16 protein-coding genes are annotated in these 18,206 nt (G+C 64.4%); 2 read left to right on the plus strand and 14 right to left on the minus strand.

The window, feature by feature from the left end; genetic code table 11:
- Positions 1 to 152: 152 nt before the first annotated feature.
- From ACT53K_RS00750 to ACT53K_RS00760, 3 genes are all read right to left on the minus strand, one after another.
- Positions 153 to 1,457 carry an O-acetylhomoserine aminocarboxypropyltransferase/cysteine synthase family protein gene (locus tag ACT53K_RS00750; RefSeq protein ID WP_476226610.1) on the minus strand — a complete coding sequence of 435 codons (1,305 nt, stop codon included), beginning with the start codon at positions 1,455 to 1,457 and terminating at the stop codon, positions 153 to 155.
- A gap of 270 nt (positions 1,458 to 1,727) precedes the next feature.
- Entirely contained in the window at positions 1,728 to 2,861 is a 1,134-nt protein-coding gene (locus tag ACT53K_RS00755; RefSeq protein ID WP_476227265.1) for a DUF2252 family protein, read from the minus strand.
- A 37-nt stretch (positions 2,862 to 2,898) separates the two neighbouring features.
- Positions 2,899 to 3,048 (minus strand): hypothetical protein, encoded by a 150-nt coding sequence (locus ACT53K_RS00760; protein ID WP_476226611.1) that lies wholly within the window; start codon positions 3,046 to 3,048, stop codon positions 2,899 to 2,901.
- A gap of 260 nt (positions 3,049 to 3,308) precedes the next feature.
- On the opposite strand from ACT53K_RS00760, the gene ACT53K_RS00765 reads away from it, so the two are divergent.
- A complete protein-coding gene (locus ACT53K_RS00765) occupies positions 3,309 to 4,643 on the plus strand; it encodes a hypothetical protein (protein ID WP_476226612.1) in 1,335 nt (444 codons plus the stop codon).
- Between the two features lie 31 nt (positions 4,644 to 4,674).
- On the opposite strand, the gene ACT53K_RS00770 is transcribed toward ACT53K_RS00765, so the two are convergent.
- The 3 genes from ACT53K_RS00770 to ACT53K_RS00780 are packed head-to-tail and all read right to left on the minus strand — an operon-like array spanning position 4,675 to position 9,442.
- Positions 4,675 to 6,198: an alpha/beta hydrolase domain-containing protein gene (locus ACT53K_RS00770; RefSeq protein ID WP_476226613.1), complete on the minus strand. Its 1,524-nt coding sequence runs from the start codon at positions 6,196 to 6,198 to the stop codon at positions 4,675 to 4,677.
- Positions 6,195 to 6,989, minus strand: a complete 795-nt coding sequence (locus ACT53K_RS00775) for a hypothetical protein (RefSeq protein ID WP_476226614.1) — start codon at positions 6,987 to 6,989, stop codon at positions 6,195 to 6,197. Before ACT53K_RS00775 ends, ACT53K_RS00770 begins: the two co-directional genes overlap by 4 nt.
- Before the next feature lie 20 nt (positions 6,990 to 7,009).
- On the minus strand, positions 7,010 to 9,442 hold the full coding sequence (locus ACT53K_RS00780; RefSeq protein WP_476226615.1) for a TonB-dependent receptor: 2,433 nt from the start codon (positions 9,440 to 9,442) through the stop codon (positions 7,010 to 7,012).
- A 180-nt stretch (positions 9,443 to 9,622) separates the two neighbouring features.
- Here ACT53K_RS00780 and ACT53K_RS00785 point away from each other — a divergent pair, with 180 nt between their 5' ends.
- Positions 9,623 to 10,990: a hypothetical protein gene (locus tag ACT53K_RS00785; protein ID WP_476226616.1), complete on the plus strand. Its 1,368-nt coding sequence runs from the start codon at positions 9,623 to 9,625 to the stop codon at positions 10,988 to 10,990.
- Between the two features lie 65 nt (positions 10,991 to 11,055).
- On the opposite strand, the gene ACT53K_RS00790 is transcribed toward ACT53K_RS00785, so the two are convergent.
- The 8 genes from ACT53K_RS00790 to ACT53K_RS00825 form a co-directional block, all read right to left on the minus strand.
- Positions 11,056 to 11,823 carry a hypothetical protein gene (locus tag ACT53K_RS00790; protein ID WP_476226617.1) on the minus strand — a complete coding sequence of 256 codons (768 nt, stop codon included), beginning with the start codon at positions 11,821 to 11,823 and terminating at the stop codon, positions 11,056 to 11,058.
- Entirely contained in the window at positions 11,817 to 12,185 is a 369-nt protein-coding gene (locus tag ACT53K_RS00795; protein ID WP_476226618.1) for a DUF6152 family protein, read from the minus strand. Before ACT53K_RS00795 ends, ACT53K_RS00790 begins: the two co-directional genes overlap by 7 nt.
- Before the next feature lie 285 nt (positions 12,186 to 12,470).
- Positions 12,471 to 12,863, minus strand: a complete 393-nt coding sequence (locus tag ACT53K_RS00800) for a hypothetical protein (protein ID WP_476226619.1) — start codon at positions 12,861 to 12,863, stop codon at positions 12,471 to 12,473.
- 77 nt (positions 12,864 to 12,940) lie between these two features.
- On the minus strand, positions 12,941 to 13,564 hold the full coding sequence (locus tag ACT53K_RS00805; protein ID WP_476226620.1) for a hypothetical protein: 624 nt from the start codon (positions 13,562 to 13,564) through the stop codon (positions 12,941 to 12,943).
- A gap of 152 nt (positions 13,565 to 13,716) precedes the next feature.
- Complete coding sequence (locus tag ACT53K_RS00810) at positions 13,717 to 14,217, minus strand: DUF6644 family protein (RefSeq protein ID WP_476226621.1); 501 nt, start codon at positions 14,215 to 14,217, stop codon at positions 13,717 to 13,719.
- A 64-nt stretch (positions 14,218 to 14,281) separates the two neighbouring features.
- The gene (locus tag ACT53K_RS00815; protein WP_476226622.1) at positions 14,282 to 14,767 is read right to left on the minus strand and encodes a DUF6644 family protein; all 486 of its coding nucleotides are present in this window, start codon (positions 14,765 to 14,767) and stop codon (positions 14,282 to 14,284) included.
- A gap of 348 nt (positions 14,768 to 15,115) precedes the next feature.
- The gene (locus tag ACT53K_RS00820) at positions 15,116 to 17,389 is read right to left on the minus strand and encodes a S9 family peptidase (RefSeq protein WP_476226623.1); all 2,274 of its coding nucleotides are present in this window, start codon (positions 17,387 to 17,389) and stop codon (positions 15,116 to 15,118) included.
- A 103-nt stretch (positions 17,390 to 17,492) separates the two neighbouring features.
- A complete protein-coding gene (locus tag ACT53K_RS00825) occupies positions 17,493 to 18,200 on the minus strand; it encodes an alpha/beta fold hydrolase (RefSeq protein ID WP_476226624.1) in 708 nt (235 codons plus the stop codon).
- Positions 18,201 to 18,206 lie beyond the last annotated feature (6 nt).

Here is an 18,206-nt window from a genome sequence, read left to right on the forward strand (position 1 = left end):
GTGATCTGGCCCGGTTTGGCCGAAGGAGCTGAGGTGTTTCGTGAAGTCGGCCAATGTTAATTGACCCGCCTTGGATTCGCCGTGAGTTTGGCTCGGAGCGACAGTCGCCCCTTCAAACCCGCAGCGCGTCCGTTCAAGGGGCCGGGCGGCGATCAGCGCGGTTCGGCGGACCGATCAAGCGCCTGGCCCAGATCGGCGAGGATGTCGTCGATATGCTCGAGTCCCACCGAGAGCCGCACATAGCCCTCGGAAACACCGGTTACCGCCTGCTCCTCGGTCGAGAGCTGCGAGTGGGTCGTCGAAGCCGGATGGATCGCCAGGCTTCGCGCATCGCCGATATTGGCGACATGGTAGAAGAGCTCGAGCGCGTTGATGAAGGCGCGGCCGGCCTCGCTTCCGCCCGCCAGCTCGAATCCGACCAGCCCGCCCTGTCCGCCGGTAAGCACCTGCGCGGCGCGATCGGCCTGAATACCGGTCTGCACCGAGGGATGGATGACCCGCGTCACCTCGGGGCGCGCTTGCAGGAAGGCGGCGACCTTGGCGGCGTTCTCGCAGTGGCGGGGCATGCGCAACGGCAGGGTCTCCAGACCCTGCAAAATCTGGAAGGCGTTGGTTGGCGATAGCGCCGCACCAAGATCGCGCAGCAGCACGGTGCGGGCGCGCAGGATATAGGCGATCGGGCCCAGCGGCTTGGCCGCCTGGCTCCATATCGCGCCGTGATAGCTGGGGTCAGGCGTGTTGAGCAAAGGCTGACGCTCCGGGAAGGCTTCCCAGTCGAAATTGCCACCGTCCACGATCATGCCGCCGATCGAAGTGCCGTGACCACCGATATATTTGGTCGTCGAATAGACCACGATCGCGGCGCCGTGATCGAACGGGCGCGCGATCAGCGGCGCGGCGGTGTTGTCGACGATCAGCGGAATGCCCAGTGGCCGCCCCAGCGCGGCAATCTCGCCGATCGGGCAGACGATCAGCTTGGGGTTGGGCAGCGTTTCGACGTACCAGGCCCGGGTGCGTTCGTCGCTGGCGCGGACGAACGCTTCCGGGTCGGCGGGGTCGACGAAGCGCACCTCGATGCCCTGATCCTTCAGCGTGTTGGCGAACAGGTTCCAGGTGCCGCCATAGAGGTCGGTGCCGCTGACGATGTTGGCGCCCACGCGAGCGAGGTTCTGCACCGCATAGGCCGAGGCCGCTTGACCCGAGGCCACTGCCAGCGCCGCCGCGCCGCCTTCGAGCGCGGCGATGCGCTGTTCCAGCACGTCCGTGGTCGGGTTGCCGAGGCGGGTATAGATGTTACCCAGCTCGCGCAGCGCGAACAGATTGGCGGCGTGATCGGTGTCGCGAAACTGGTAGGAGGTTGTCTGGTAGATCGGCGGCACCACCGCGCCCGTCGTCGGATCCGCCCGCCAGCCGGCGTGCAGGGCAAGCGTTTCGGAGTGCAGCGGGCGATCGGCCATCGTCTTTTCCTCTCAAGCGGCGCAACTATCCTGTTGGCCGCATGCTAGCGCGGCCTTCCTGCTGAAGGGGAGATAGTTTTCCTTGGGATCGCTGGCGCTGGAAATGGTGGTTCGCGCTTTGGGTTGGGCCGCCGATCGATCCTCCCCATGAGCGCTCGGAGGCACTTGGGAAGGCATGTCGAAGCGGACGCGTGCGACGCGAGCGTGGATCGCGATGCGCATGGCCCGATGGACCGGGCTCGGCAGAGTGTCTGGTTCGATGCCCCGGCATCAAGCCGCGAGCACATATCGGCGACAATGTTCGAGATAGCCGACCTCGTGCCGGCCGGCGAGCGAGACCACGCTTTCCCAAAGCCATGACGGGGCCTCCAGATCCGGGCGAAGGTCTCGCTCCAGCGTGTGCAGCCACGCTTCGCGAAGCTCGGTTCCCATCTGCCGCGCGTGCGCCTTGCCCACCACGAAGGCCAGATAACGCGCCGATTTGACCGCTTCGGATCGGCTGAACTGATCGAGCTCCAGCTTCAGGTCCTGGGGCGCGAGCTCTCGCACGAACAGCGCGTGTCGGCGCATGCGAACCGCCGCCATGCGTCGCCCGAGATGCGGCGACAGAGCCCGTGCTGCGGCGACGACGCGCTCGGCATTGTCATTCGGCATGGCAGATTCATCCACGGACGGCGCAATAGGGCTGACAGCCTCCTTCAGGTCGATGAGCGCATAGCCTGGGCCGTCGCAGGAATCCGGTAGCGCGACAATCACAGCGTAGCGCAACAAGCCCAGCGAACTGCAGCCCTTCATCCAATAGGCGGCGTCGATGACGCGCGCGCCGCATTCCGGCGCGTCCCCCTCCAGCCCCAGAACCGTCTCGAGCACGCCGTGCTTCTCCAGCGCGGCCGCAATCGCATCCCGTTCCTTGTGCGATATCGCCCAGAAGCGCTTGCCCAAGGGAATCTGGGGCTCGACCGAGCCCAACCGCTCCCTGGCCAGGTGCCGCCAGCGCCGGCCGAGGGCGCGACGCTTCACGCTCCGGACCGCGTCGGGTGCGACGCCGGCATCGCCACTGGTCGGATCCTGCAGGGCGGCGGCATAGCCCTGCATCATTTCCTCCAGCATATGCGCTGTTACGACCCCGGGAAGATCGGCGCCCCGTGCCGCGGTGGCCAGCGAGAGGCCGAGACGGATGAGGTCGTGTGCGGGATTTCCGATCACGGCCTGGTCCATGTCGCGGATATGTACTGCGATGCGATTTTCGCCGTTGGAGAGCGGTCCCAGATTGCCGACGTGACAGTCGCCGCAGATCCATATGGGCGGCCCTTTCGGGACATTGGAGGCTATGCTGGAGCATTCGAGCCATTGATAGAATCTGCGGGTGTTTCCGCGCACATAGGCGTGGGCGGAGCGTGCCATCTTCAGCGTGCGGTTGGCTTCCAGGATGCTGTTGCGTTCAGCGGCGGACAAGGGACTCGGCGATGTTTTCTTCGGCATGACGCGCTGAACGCATGACGTCGCCGATCGTAACGAACTGTTGCTGATGGCTGGGCTTCCGGCCGGGATCGACGGTGGGCGCAGCGGTGGGCGAGGCGATACTGGCCATTGTTCAGTCCGCGCCATTGCAACCGGTAACCGACAGCGGGCCCGAAAAGAGGGCGAATACCGTATTGGCGTCTGCAAGCTATCAACAGTTGATCGCGCGGGGCCCCTATGGTCTTATGAATGAAACAATCGGTCGTAGGGGAGCCCGATTTGATGCGCGACCTTCTCGCTGGCGGGAAACGCCGACGATACATGGCACATTTACCGGCGTGACCCAGCCCAGCGATCTCGGCCGGCTCCGATCGCTTGCCCCTCGCGGCCATGGCTGATCCAGTCACGGACCCCAAGGTCGCGCGCGCGCTGCGGGAGGAGGCCAGCCGGGTACGCGCGGCGATCGAGGGCAAGCGATCGGACAACATGCTGCGCCTGTTCGACTTTCTCGTCGAACGGTCGGTTGAGGGGCGCCCTGCCAAGGAAGCCGAGGTCGCTGGCGCCATTTTCGCGCAGGACTATGATCCTGCCCTGGGGGCGACGGCGCGAGTCTATGTCCATCGATTGCGCAAGAAGCTCGACCATTACTATGCGCACCGGCCCGGTCCGCGATTGCATATACCGCTGGGCGACTATTGTTTGACGCTGGCGGATCCCGATGCGGCGCGGCCTGATTCCTCCGCAGCGCCCGGCCGCGTGCCGGGGCCAGCACGCTCTGGGCGCCATCAATGGGTACTCGCTGCCATTCTCGGTGTGGCCGTGTTGGTCAACGGCGCCATTGCGCTGCAAGCCGCCTTCCCCCGCAACCCAGCAGCGGAGCCTGTTGCCGCGAGCGCGCTCTGGAAACCGCTGGCGACGAGCACCCGGCCCCCTATTGTCGTGGTGGGCGATCATTATCTTTTCGCCGAACTGGACGATCACAAAACGATAGCGCGTATCGTCCGTGATCCGGCGATCAATTCGCGGGAGGATCTCGACCTCCATCGGATGACCCACCAGCGCGAGCAGGGGACATTGATGGATTTCGATTTCCACCACGTCCCCGCAGGCGTCACCATCGCCCTGCAGGATATCTGGCCCGTCATGCGCGCGCTATCGTACCCGTCGGCCCATCCGGCGGCGCTCGTCCCAGCTTCCAGGTTGAGCGCCGATATGCTGAAATCGTCCGATATCGTCTATGTTGGCACGCTCAGTGGTTTGGGCGGGATGTTGCACAATCCGCTGTTCCAGGCCTCCGGTTTTCGGATCGGTACCAGCACCGACGAACTGGTCGACAGCGGAAGCGGGCGGCATTTCACGTCCGATTCCTCGGTCGAGGCTGACGACAGGACCCCGCGCAACGATTATGGCTATATCGCAAGCCTGCCCGGTCCGGCCGGCAACCACATCCTGTTCGTTTCGGGCTTGCGGGAGCCGGCGGTGCGCCAGATGGCCGGACTCGTGCGCAATCCGGAGCAACTGCAAAGGCTGCGAGACCGGCTCGGCAACCGCGATGGTGCGTTCGAGGCGCTGTTTCAGGTGCGCACGCTCGGCACCGTCAACCTGGACAGCAAGCTGCTGATTGCGCGGCCGCTGCAGCCCGGGCCGATCTGGAACCGATCGCAGGCGAGCCAGCGGCTCCCCGACGACGTCACCAACAGTCTCGGCAGCGCCCGGAGCGAATGAGTCATCGCCCCTGGGCGCTGCCGGCCGGCGCTCAGAAATCGTCGGGCCGGGCAATCGGGGCGAGGCGATCGGCATCTTCGGGCAGCAGATAGCCCTCCCGCACCGCCTCCTGCTTCGCCGCCTCGTAACGGCGGAGATAGCCGGCATAGCTGCCGTAGAGCGTCCGCAGCTTTTGCCGGTCATAGGGAATCTTGGTATCGTACACCATGCCGCAGCCGGTTTCCTGGTCCGTCATATAGGCGGCGACGGGCACCTTGATCCAAGGCGGGCGAACGCCGCCGACCATGTTGCCGGTCCGCCGGTCGCGAGCCACTCCCTTGACGGCGCGCTCCACGCGGGCGGCCTTCGGCATCGGCCTGCCGTGCCGGACCCAGCGGTCCATTCCGTCCAACAGAGCGGATACGACCATCTCGGCCGGCTCGTCATAGAGCGTGCGACACTTCGGATCGTTCGCCTTGCCGACATCGGCAGGCAGATCCTCCCGTTCCTCCGTGCCGAGATCGGCCAGGCGCAGGTGCGGCACGCCGGTTATTTCATAGTAACGCAGCGGCGGATGGTCGGTGTCGGGCGGCAGGGGAATGCCGAGCATGGCCTCGCTCACCACTTCGGATTCGCTGTAGACGCTCACGAACGGCGCGTCCGGTGGCATGTGGCGCGGCACGCGGAAGCGCTCTCCGCCTACATCCCCAGCCGCCATCTTGCCGGTCATATAGGCATCGACCAGCGGTCGCCCGTCGGGCATGCGCCATTGCTGGTGCCGCCCCTGGTCCAGATAGTCCAGCCACACCTGCGCGGTGACGGCCCAGCTGTTCACATAGACCCGCTCCACCTTGAGGCCGCGCATGGGGCCGGTGGGCAGATTCGACTTGAGGAGCATGGCCAGTTCCGCCCCGATTCCCTGCGACTGCGGTATGAACGGGTCGTCGTGCCCGCCGCGCTGGAAGCGGACGGGATCGTAATAGCTGCCGAGCGGTGCGTAGCGCGCGTAATCGAACCGGCGCATGAAGTCGAAATTCAAATTGGCCGGTTCGGGATCGGGCTGCCAGTTGGGATCGGTGCGCGTCTTGGGGTCGCGTGCCGGCTTGTTGATGTTCAGCGTATAGCCGACATAGGCATAGCCGTGGCGGACGAGATAGTCCTTGGTCAGGATCCAGTCCGCACCGCGTTCTCCGATCCAGGTGAACGGCGCGATGACGACGGTGCCGTTGAACTTCGCCGGATCGGCGGGTTTGCGCACGAGAATCCGGGTGATGTACGGGACATCGAACAGCGGCTGGCCCTGCGCAGTGATTGCGGGGGCGATGCCGGAAAGATAATATTCTTCTTCGACATAGCCGGCCTTGGCGAGATCGACATATTCGGTGCCGGGGTCGCTCCGGCGCATCGCCGAGGACAAGGGCGGGCGGCCGCTGTCCGGCACCGGCGTCAGAAACGGCATCTGCAGTACCTGAGCCTCGGCGGCCGCAGGCAGGGCGCCGGCCAGCAGTCCCAGCGCGACGCGCGCGACCAGCCTCACGCAACGCCGCACATGGCGCCCCGGCCGATCAGGGCTCATGGATGGCCTGCCGTGGATTTCGGGTCGGCGCCCTCGACGGCCATGCCCAGCTTGCCATCGGCGGCCACCACGGTGTGCTGGTTGTCGCACACATATTCGTTGACCTTGTAGGAGGCTGGCTCCCTCCGATACATGAAGCTGAAGCGGTAGGGCTTCTCCAGATAGACCGGGTCCACCACCGTCACGTCGTCGTGCAGAATTCCCGAGGCGTCGAGATGGAAGCGTTCGGTGACCTGCATCTGCTCGGAATGCGGGATATCCTCGTAGCGCACGTCGACCTTGATGCCGGCTGTGGTCACCTCCAGCGTGTCGCCGACCCATTTCCCGACTGAATAGCCGAAATAGCTCGGCGCGATCTCTTCGACCGGGGGCATCGCTTCGTTCAGATAGATCCGCCGCGTCTGCATCATGAATTCCGCCAGCACGGTGATCTGGTTCAGCCCCGGATTTTGCAGAATTTGCAGAGCATAATGGGCGCCCATGACGCCCGGCACCCCTTCTGGCCGGCATTGCGAACTCGGCGTCGGCAGCGGCGTGCCCGCCGCATCCGCCTCGGCCCGCCGCTGCTGCATCGCCTTCCATTCCTTCAGATATTCCGGCTTGAGCGGCGGCTCTACCACTTGCAGCTCGGGCGGGTCCGGCTGGTTCGAAAAGGTATCGGCGTAGGGTGGATAGCGATTCCACACGCCGCTGAAGTCGGGCTCGGCCGCCCGAGCAGTCCCGCTGACGGGCAGGATTGCAAGGGCGGCGGCGAGCGAAGCGCTGACGCCATCCCATACGCCGCTCGCCATCCGGCTATTGCCCCGCAGCATCAGCGCCGCACCGTCGCGGTCAGGCCGATGGTACGGGGCCGGAACGAAGCGGCACGATACATCTGTGAGCCCGGCACGTCATGATAGAGGCTCAGGATGGGATGGCTGTTGGTCACGTTGTTGACGAACAGGCTGACATCGATCCCGTCACCGCTGCGCAGGCCAGCACGCAGGTTGAGCAGACTCGTCTTCGGTGCCCGCGGCAGGTCCGGATCGACCAGCGGTGAGTTGACGTCGAGCGGCGTGTTGTCATGGCTGGTGTAGGCGAAATCCGCCCGAAGATATGCCTCTCTGCGGCCGAACGGCTGCGTGAACTCACCGTTGAGCTGGATCGACCAGGGCGCGACCGGGAAGGGTTCGCCAGCCCGACGCACCACGACGTTGTTGGCCCCGATCAGCGGCGACGTATAGCGCGCGTGCGTGTAAGACACCGAGGCTCCCAGGGTAAGCTGGCGCACCGGTGTCACGGTGAGTGCCAGGTCGAACCCGTCGATCTTGGCATCGCCGAAATTGAGCGCCGTATAGATGGAGCAGGACGGCAGGTTGAACAGCGTCTGGATATTCTTCCAGTTCACCCGATAGGCCGCCGCGTCGAGCAGCACCTTGCCGCCAAACAGCCGGTTCTTGCTGCCCAGCTCGTAGCTCCAGATGGAGTCGGGGCGCACGACCGAAGGCCGCGTCGGATCGAACCCGATGGCGCTCGCGTCGGCGGAACAGATCGTCCCCACTGCTGGGGCCACGCCGCTGCCGCGCACGCCCTTGGCCGCGTTGACGTAGAACAGGTTGCTCCGGTCCGCCTGGAACGCGAAGCCGAACTTGGGCGTCAGCGTGTTGTTCCGCGAGGATTGTGTGGTGCTCGTGCCATTGGTTGAATTGAACGGACCGGCGGCAAAACCTTCATAAGTATAGTCGGCGCTGGTGTAGCGCAGGCCTGCCGTGGCCTTCAGGCGGGGCACGATCTCGTAATCGACCTGGGCGAAGGCGGCCTTCTGTTCGTCGTGATGCGCGATGTTCTGGTAGTTGCTGTAGATGCCTTGGTAGAGATCGACTGGGTAGAACTCGCTCACTGCGCCAAGCGGCGGCAGCCCCTGCGACGTCCGGCCGAAGTTGATCGCCTGAAGCGCCCCGGGATCGCTCGCCAGGAACCGGTCGCGAACCACGCTCTTCTGGTAGAACAGGCCGAGCACGAAGTTGAAGCGACTGTTGGGATTACTCTTCTGCAGCCGAACTTCCTGCGTAAACGCCTTCTGGTACGTCACCGAATCGGTGTTGGATTGATAATTGTCGAAGCCTGCCGGGAAATCCGCGCCCTGCCATCCGCCCATCAGGGCAAGGCTGAGCGCCACGTCATCGCTGCGCGTGCGCGTCTTGCGCCAAAAATAGGAACTGTTCGAGACCAGCGTCAGATCACCGAGATCGAGCGTGCCCTTCAGCGCCGGGAGATAGAAATGCTCCTTGTGATATTCCGGCAGGCGGCTCACGCTGGTGCGATAATCGGCCTTGCCGGGATTGGACGTTGCCAGTTCGAAGCGCGAACTGTCGTCGATGGAGACGTTCTGGAAATAGATCGACGGCACGATGGTGAGGTTGTGCGCCGGCCGCCAGCCCAGCGCCAAGCGGGCAGAATAGCTGTCCTGACCATCGATGTCCTTTGCCACCACCTTCTTCGTGTAGCGGTCCAGTCGGTCGACATAGCCGCCGTCATGCCGGTACCAGCCGCTGGCGCGAAAACCCAGCGTGCCTTCGACGAGCGGCGCGCCAAGAGCAAGGCCGCCCTCATAGCTTGCGGCGCCATGTTCGGTCGCGGCTACTTCGCCGCGGCCATAGAGACTAAGCTTGTCGAACGAAGGCTCTGGCGTGATGAAACGCACGGCGCCGCCCACCGAACCGCTTCCGAACAGCGTACCCTGCGGCCCGCGCAGTACCTCGACACGCTCGAGATCGAACACCTGAGGGTAGGCGTTGGTCAGCGAGGGCGAAATGCCTATGCGGGTCTGGGTAGGCGTGTCATCGATATAGACGCCCGTGGTGGGAATGCCGCTGTCCGACTGGATGCCGCGAATGGAGATGACGGACTGGCCAGTGCCATAGTTGAGCGAGGTCTGACCGAAGCTAATGCCCGGGGTCAGCCGCGCAAGGTCTCCCATCGAGCGCATGCCCTGCTTGTCCAGCGTCAGCTGATCCTTGGCCACGATACTCAGCGGAACGCGCGTTATCGATTGCGATTGCCGCGTTGCGGTGACGATGATCTCGCCTGTAGTCTGCTCCTGGCCCCCCGGAGCCCCTTCGGTCTGCCCGGTCGCCTCGTTAGAACCTGCCGGCGCGGTCTGCGCGGCTGCCGGCAAGGCTAGTCCGCCGAGCGCCAATGCCAGAAGGCTGCTCGCGCCGCGCATGCGGGGCTGCCAGCAGGTCAATGCTGTGGTCTTGCTCACGACTCTCTCCCCTTCTGAATGTCTTGATCTTCCGGTCCGGAACGCTACCTGACGGGTGCGCTGCCTGCCGGAGTTCCCCCTCCCGTTCCTTCTCTGGGAACGGTGAGCAGTCGGCATTCTGCATCGTTGCAAATTTTCAACACAACTTGCCGAAGGCTGCATATTGGTTACAGTGCGCGTATGGCCGAGCAGCATCGCGAACTGTTTGAAACCGTTACTGCTCGCACTGTTACGCCGCCGAATTCCGCCGATCGGGGTACTGACGAGATACTCCGTGCCGAGGCCGCGCGGTTTCGCCGTGCCTTGTCCGACAGCCGCTCAGCCGTCTTCTTGCGGCTGTTCGATTATCTGCTCGAGCGCTGCTCCGATGCCCGGGCACCCAAGGAAATCGAAATCGCCGTCGCCATCTTCGGCAAGGAAGCGACCTATGATACGGGGCAGGACTCGATCGTGCGTGTCCACGTCCATCGCCTGCGCCGGCGGCTTCACGATTTCTATGCCGGCCAGCTAGGGCCGAGGCTCTCAATCCCGAACGGCGAATACCGGATCGTCCTGTTGACCGATGGTCCGCGCCCGGAAGCGGACGCGGGCTCTGGCGGATCGAAGTCCGGAACGCTGCGCCGGATCGGCCAGTATCGTCGCCAGTTGCTCGGCTTGTGCATCCTACTGCTCGTGCTGCCTTGGGCTCTGGTGCTGGTTCGGCGGGACTGGTCGCCTCCTAGCACGCTTGCCGGAACCGCGCTCTGGCGACCGCTTGCCAACAGCCGATCTGCATTGCTGCTGGTGGCTGGCGACTATTTCTCGATCGCGGAAACGCGCAACGAGAAGGACGTCCATCGGCTGATCATGCACCCGGGCATTCGATCGCGGAAAGAACTGGATGGCTATTTCGTGCAGCATCCCCAGGCATTCTACCGCTTTTACGACATGGATATCTACACCAACCCCACGGCAACGGTATCCTCGCTGTGGTCGCTGCTGTCGGTCGTGGTCCGGCTGCCCGGCCACGAAAGGGACAACCCCTCGCTTACCGCATCCTCGCGGCTTTCCGAACAGCAGCTCAGGACACACGATGTGATCTATGTCGGTGACCTTGCCGCGCTTGGTCCGCTGTTCGATCCGCTATTCTACGTGTCCGGCTTTTCCGCCGCGCAATTCGGCAATGCACTGACCGACAAGGCATCGGGCAAGCAGTTCGTCGCGACTGCCCCGCCCGCGCCCGACGCGGAGGGCAATCCGCAATATGGAACCGATTATGGCTATCTGGCGAGCTTTCCCGGCCCGTTCGGACACCGCATCCTCATCATCGCGGGCTTCAGCGATGCGTCCGTGATGCGCATGGCGGATCTGGTGGCCGAGCAGCGTCAGCTCGACGAAGTTTCCCGCCGCTGCGCCTGCACCGCAGCTTTCGAGGCGCTTTACCAGGTCAAGACGGTTGGCAACCTGGCCGTGGATACGTCGCTCCTGATCGCACGGCCGCTGAAATCAGGGGACTCGCTCGGCGTAAGCGCGGGGCGGCGGGGCGGAGGCGGCCCCCGTTCCGACTGAGCGGCTGTCTGCTTGGCCGTCCGCCCGGCGGCATCGCAGCTGCCGAGCGGAAGCGGGGCGGTCGCTCAGGGCTTGGTCTCAAGCTTCATCGATACCGTGCCGTCCGCAGCAATGGCATCCTTCCGGCTCTCGCAGATATATTCCATGATCTGATAGTCGTCGTTGCGACGATAGCCGAAGGTGAAGCTGTAGGGCTTCTCCAGCATCCGGGGATCTTCGATCGTCACCTTGTCCTCTAGAAGGCCGGGGCCCGTCAGCCGGATGCGCTCGATGATCCGCATGTCTGCACTATGGGGAATCTCGAAGAACTGCACATTTTCGCGAACGCCCCGTGTCTCGACCACCAGCGTGTCGCCCTCCCAGTGGCCGGACGAGAAGCCATAGTAGGAGGGGGCAATGTCGTCGGCCTTGGGCATGGGCTTGTCGAGATAGATGCGCCGCGTCTGCGTCAGGAACTCCGCCAGCACCGTCACTTGCCGGCGGTCCTGAAGGATCTGCACCGGATAGATTGCCCCCATGATGGTCGGCATCCCTTCGGGCAGGCACAGCGTGCTGGCATCCACCAGCGGGGTGCCGGCCTTCAGGGCGGCGAGCCTCTTGGCGCGCTGAGCCTTCCACTGGCTCGCATAGGGCTCGCGGAGCTGCGGCCCACCTTCCGGCGGAGGCAGGTCCATGAATACGTTCGCTTCGTCCGCAAAAGGATCGGGGTATCGCTCCCACACCCCCGTGATGTCGGGCACGGCCTTTTCGGGAGCTGCCTGTACCGCGACGGGAGCCGTCCTGCCCAGCATCGCGGCGGCGATCAGACCGGTGATGCCGAGCCAGTTCACCATGCGCTGATTGTCTTGCCGCCGGGCAGGGTGACGGTCTTCAACATGCCGCCCGGCTGTCCGTTGCGCAGCGGGTAGTAGGTGATGCTGATGCGGTCGCCCGCCTTGATGGTGTTGAACTTCCAGCCCTGGTGACTCATCAGATTGGGGCTGCTGCATTCAAGGGTGTAGAGCGTGTTGCCGTTCTTCACGATTACGAACGAGTGTGGATTGGTCCACTCGAAGCGGGTCACTGTCACGTCGTTCATTTGCAGCAGCTTGGTCTGGTCGAACATGGCGAAGGAATGGTGTGCCAATGCCGGCGCGCATGCCAGCAGGCACGTTGCGGCAACGCCCGTGGCTGTGTGTTTCCGGAAAAACTGCATCGTCGTTCACTCCCTCTCCGGTTCTGCGATCGGCATGCCCCCGGCCGCTCGCTCCCGACACGCAATCAGGAAAGCGAAAGCACGGTAGGAGCAGCCACATCGGACGGCGGCCGCGCCGCCTGGGCTTGGAAAAACCGCCTCGATCCTTAGCGAGTGCGGATCGGGAAACCGGCACGGATTGCGGTTGTGAAACTGTTACAAGGCAGCGTAACGCGTACAATCGTTGCATTTGCCCGCCGCTACACGTCGCTAAAATTGGCATCAGCCGTTGCCGGGGCACCGACATCACACGCTCCCCATGATCCAGCAATCAGGGCCCGGCAACAGCCGCACGCTGCCACTCAGGGCGAAGTCGGTGCCATGGTCTAGATTGAACCCGCGGAGGAAATACTGGTTGGCCTTGCCGCCTCCCGAATGTTGTGTGGCGATCAGCCCCGGCACCGCCTCCAGCAATTCGGCCGGGCGGAGCAGCGGGCGGCCATCCAGGTCGCCGCTTACGACCGCGCCTTCGCTGGCGGCTACCGCGCTGCCGATCCGGTGGGCGCTGCGTCCGGTGACGATGATCTCCTTGTCGGATTTCGCCGTTCCGTTCGATTCGACCTGGGCGTTGGCGACATTCGCCCAGGCCAGCGCCACGATGGTTGCCGCGAAGCTCGTAAGGTTGGATCGTGGCGGCACCGGTCTCCCAGGTTTTGTGTGCGCCAATCCCAATTCCTCTCCTTGCCGCAGGACGGGCGCGGAACGCCGCGCGCGCCTCACTTGCCGGGCGTCGACAGGTCTGGATACCAGAAGCGCACGTGACAGCTCTCGCAGGCGCCGTCGATTTCGCTGCCGGCCTTGAACAGTGCCTTGGCGTCCTTCCCGTCGATCGCCGCAAGCGCGACTTTAGTCCGCGCTTGCACTTCTTGCGCATATTGATCGAACTCGGCCCGGTTCGCTGCGATCATCGCCTCGATCTTCTTCGGCGGCAGCTCTCCCAAGCCGGGCGGGCTGCCTGGTGGCGCGGCAGTGCGCCCTTCGAGCATCGCGAGGTTCATGCCCTCCAGGAGCTGGATCGCATGCCGTCGCACCGCTTTCCATTCCTCGTCCGTCCGCGGCGTGCGCTGTTCCACGCCCTTGTCGGTGGAGATGGTGGCAACGGATTCCCAAAGGCCGTCTGCCGCGGGGTCGACGACGGCGTCCATTACTTCCTTGAGGGATACGATGGGATGCGGGGCCGAAGTGCCCGCCTCGGTTTTGGCCGGCACTGGTTGTTGCGGGTTCGGCTTGCAGGCGCCGAGCGATGCCAGTGCCAGCAGGAGAAGGCCGCCATAGGGCGCGATGCCCCCTCTCGGGGGATAGCCAAGGCAGGTGCCGGCGGTCTGCGGGGGCGTCACCATGCGCTGATTTCCTTGCGATCGGTGAGGGTGACCGCTTCGGCATCCCGCCGGGCTGGCCGTTGCGGAGCGGATGCTAGCCTTGCGGCAGCGCAGTGGATTCGACGCATCGATGGATCCTTCGTTATGTTTCACGTTCTGACGGTGTGTCGGCGTCAGAACGGGTTGAGAGTGAAGCCGATGAGGCGACCCAGAATGATGACAAGCACCCACAGCGTCAGCGATGCGGCACCCGAGATCCGCACGGCCAGCGGGGTCGGGACCGTCGCATCCCATTCGGCCACGCGGCGGTGTGCGGTCAGGTGGAAGATCGCCATGTTGATGCCGGCGGCGGCGATCAAGATCAGCTTCCACTGGAACTGCGCGTTGTGCGCGTAGACCACGGCGTTCGAGATGAACAACAGGCTACCGGTGATCACCGCGACGACGAAGGCCGCCCAGGTGAAAGGCAGCATGTCGACGATCAGGCGCGATACGCCGGGGCGGTGCGAGCGATAGCCCAGCATGCGGAGATCGACGATCAGGATCGTGCCGAACACCAGCGTGATCGCAAGGACATGGATCGATTCCAGCCAGGGAAAGGCACTCGCATTTTCGCGAATGGCCGAGGCGATGGATGAATCGTGTAGTAGCGTAAGCGTTGAATCCGGGAGCATCGAGCCCGTCCCCCCCTTCGTGTTGATAGTTCGCGCGATGTTCGTGAAGCCGGCGCCGCCAGGTTCAGGTGTAGGCGATCCAGCGGCCGCAGAAGACCACGAGGACCCATAGGGCCAGCGAGAGCCATGCTGCCGGCTTGGCCGCACGCCACCACACGTTGTGCTCGGCCCGGAACTGTGGATTGAGCAGTGGCTTGCGGAAGAAGAGCGTCAGCGCGAACGCCAGCAGAACCAGTGCCATCTTGCTCCAAAACACGCTGTTTGTGAGGGTTCGGCCCGGTTCGGCGAGGATCATGACGATGCCGGTCGCCAACAGGATGACAAGCGCGCTCCACATCCAGGGCAGGTACCGACGCACGACTGTGGCCGGCGCTTCGTCGGTGGCGAGTACGCCTGCCAGGCGAAGGTCGGACACCAGCGCAGAGCCGACCACGACTGCAATGGCGAGGATATGAACGCATTGCACTGCGGGAATGAGCCAGGTGATCTCGCGTATGCCGGTGCTCAGTGGTGTCGCGTACAACCAATCGTCAAATGTCTGCGTGGGCATCCTGCATCCGTCCTTTCCGCTCGACCGGGATCAAGGCAGATGCTGAACCACGCGCGGACGGCACGGGACGTTTGAAACGGTTAGGAACGGCGTTTCGGGTTACTGCAACAATGGTTTTGGAAGAGTGGTAAGGCCGTGTCGAAGGCGGTGTGCGGCGGCTCGCCGAGAGACTTAACCCGCAACTCCAATAGCTACATCCTCGCCAAAAGCCGATGCGGACCGCACGCGGTCAGTGATCGCGCAGGGGTGCGGCGTTCCGGGCGCTTTGGGCGACGATAATGCGCCGCGCGATGCCGGACTCCATGTTCAACGCCCGGTGTTCCAATCGCGAGCAACCGGCGTGAAACCTCAGCGCGCCCCGGGCGGGAGGTTCGTCTCCAGGTAGCGCGTCATCAGTGTGTAGAGGTGGATGGTGGTATTCTCGCCCTCGTAGATGCCGTGGGTACGGTCGGGATAGGCCATCATCGTGAACTGCTTGTTCGCCCGGATCAGCCGGTCGACCAGCTGTTCCATATTCTGGTAATGGACATTGTCGTCGCCGGTGCCGTGGATCAGCAGCAGATTGCCCTGCAACCGGTCGGCGAAGGTAATCGGCGAGCCGTTGCGGTACCCGTCCTTATTGTCCTCGGGCAGTCCCATATACCGCTCCTGATAGATGGTATCGTAGAGCCGCATGTCGGTCGGCCCGGCCACCGCGATGCCGGTCTTGTAGAGATCGGGATAGCGGAACAGCGCATTCTGCGTCATCGCGCCGCCGCCGCTCCAGCCCCAGATGCCGATGCGCGCCGGGTCGATATAGGGGCGGGTCTCCAGCATCTTGCGCACTGCGGCGGCATAATCGGCAGAAGCCAGGATGCCGACCTGGCGATAGATGCTCTTGCGCCAGTCATGCCCGCGGGGGGTGGCGGTGCCACGCGGATCGATGCTGGCGACCAGATAGCCCGATTGCGCCAACATCCGGTGCCACAGGCCCTGCGAGCCTTGCCAGTGATCGCCTACGGTCTGGCCCCAGGGTTCGCCATAGACGTAGAACAGGATCGGATAGCGTTTGGTGGGGTCGAAATTGGCGGGTTTGATCAGCCAGCCGTCGAGCCGGGTGCCGCCGCCGATGTCGATACGGAAAAATTCGGTGGGCGGCAGGCCGGTGCTCGCGACGAGCTTCGCCAGCGGCGCGTTCGTCACCAGCGTGCGCAGCGACGTCTGCCGGGTCAGGTCGACCATGTCCGTCACGGGCGGCGCGTCGAAGCGCGACACGGTGTGCAGCGCCCAGTGCGCGCCGGGGGCAATGTCATAGCTGTGGGTGCCCGGCTGGCCGGCCGGCGTCAGCCGCTCGACCCTGGGCGCGCCCGACAGGGTGGTGCGATAGAGATAGCGCTGGGTGGGATTGTCGGGCGAGGCGATGAACCAGGCATAGCCCGCCTTCTCGTCGACGCGCAGCAGGTCGATCACGTCGAACGCGCCCGGCGTGCGCAGTGTCGCGCGGCCGGTCTCGCGGTCGATGGTGTAGAGGTGCCGCCAGCCGTCGCGCTCGGAAAGCCAGGTGAAGCTTTTGCCCCCCGCCAGCCATTCGGGCGCGGCATTGGCCTCCACCCAGGCGGCGTCGCGCTCGACCATCACGGGCTTGACCGCGCCGGTGGCGGGATCACCGAGCAGCACGGTGAAGCTGTTCTGCAGCCGGTTGGATTGCTGGATGAACACCGCGTCCGATCCGCCCGCCCAGCTTATCTGCGGTACATAATTCTGCCGGGGATCGCCCTCGAGCTTGAACCAGCGGGTGCTGCCGTCGGCGATGTCGACCGTGCCGACCGTCACAGCCGAATTGGTCGTGCCGGCCTTGGGATATTGCAGCGGAATGGGCTGCGAATATTGGCTGCCGGTATTCTTGATCATGTAAAAGGTACCGACGCCGCGCGTGTCGAACCGCCAGAAGGCGATGCGCTTCGAATCCGGGCTCCACTCGAAAGCGCGGTGGAGCGAAAATTCTTCCTCATAGACCCAGTCTGCCAGCCCGTTGACGACATAGTCGTCGCCGTCGCGGGTCAGTTGCACCGGGGCGCCCCCGGCGACCGGTTCGACATAGAGGTTGTTGCGATAGACATAGGCGATGCGCCTGCTGTCGGGCGAAAAGCTGGCATAGAGGGTGCTGGATGCCGCCGCATCGCCGCCGATCTTGCGCAGCGCCTGCGTGGCCGGTTCGTAGAGCCAGTAATCGGCGAGCGCGGGGGTACGGCGGAACCGCTGGCTATTGGTCTGGATCAGCAGCAACCGGTGGTCGGGCGACCATGCATAACCGTCGATCGCCAGCGGCTTGTCCGCGCCCTTGGGCACCAGCGCGGTGGCGGCAACGACGACGGTGCGCTGTCCGTCCTTGATGCGGTAACGGACAATATCCTGGCCGCCCTTGGGCGCATCCTCGACTGCGAGATAGCTTTCGCCGTCCTCGCCCCAGCGGCTGTCGCGCACCCATTGTTCGCGCACCGCGCCACGCCCGAAGATCGTCTCGACCGACAGCTTCGTTGCGGGCGCAGCCGCTTGTTCCGTGGCTTGTGCCGCCACCCGCGGCGGGGCGATCAGCGGGCAAAGCGAGAGGAAACAGGCGGAAACCAGAAAAGAAGCGCGCATCGGATAGTCCATTCCATGCCAGATGCGGACACAGTAGCCCTGTCGCCCTTTTTGTACATAATATACTTTTTTGAACTGCCGAATGGCAGCCGCCGACGCGATCCTAGGCTGTGGTGGTCTTCAGCCAGTCGTTCAGCGCGTCAGCCACTGCGTCGGGCGCTTCGACCGGCAGCATGTGTCCGGCGCCGGGCACGATGGTAAGCGTCGCATGCGGCGCAAGCTGGTGCATTGCCTCGTGCTGGGCGGGCGGCGACCAGCGATCCTGTTCCGCAGTCAGCAACAGGACCGGGCCTTTATAGCCGGCGAGCACCGGTCCCGCATCGGCGCGGCCGAGCAGGGCGGCGATCTGGCCGAGATAGGCTTCGCGCGGATAGGCAGTGACCATCGCGGTCAGGTCCGGCATCAGCGCGGCGACCCGCTCCGGGCTGGCCCCCATCATCGGCGGGAGCCACGCGGCGGCGAGGGCGCCCATGCCTTCCGCTTCGGCGATGTCGATCAGTCGCTGCCGCCCGGAGCGTTCGCCGTCGCCCACCGGATGCACGCCGGTGTTCGCCAGCACCAGCCCGGCGATGCGTTCCGGCGCCTGGCGCACCGCTTCCAGTGCGACGCGGCCGCCCATCGAATGGCCGATCAGGATCAGCGGACCGTCCACCGACGCCAGCACCGATGCCGCCATCGCAGCCAGCGAATCATATCCCGGAAAGGCGAAGATTTTTATCTTGTGGCTGTCCGGCAGCCGTTCGGCCACGGGCTCCCATACTCGCGCATCGCTCAGCAAGCCGCAGAGAAAGGCAAGGCTGGGCTGGGGCATGGTCTT

It is taken from the genome of Sphingomonas sp. DMC8, assembly GCF_056314185.1.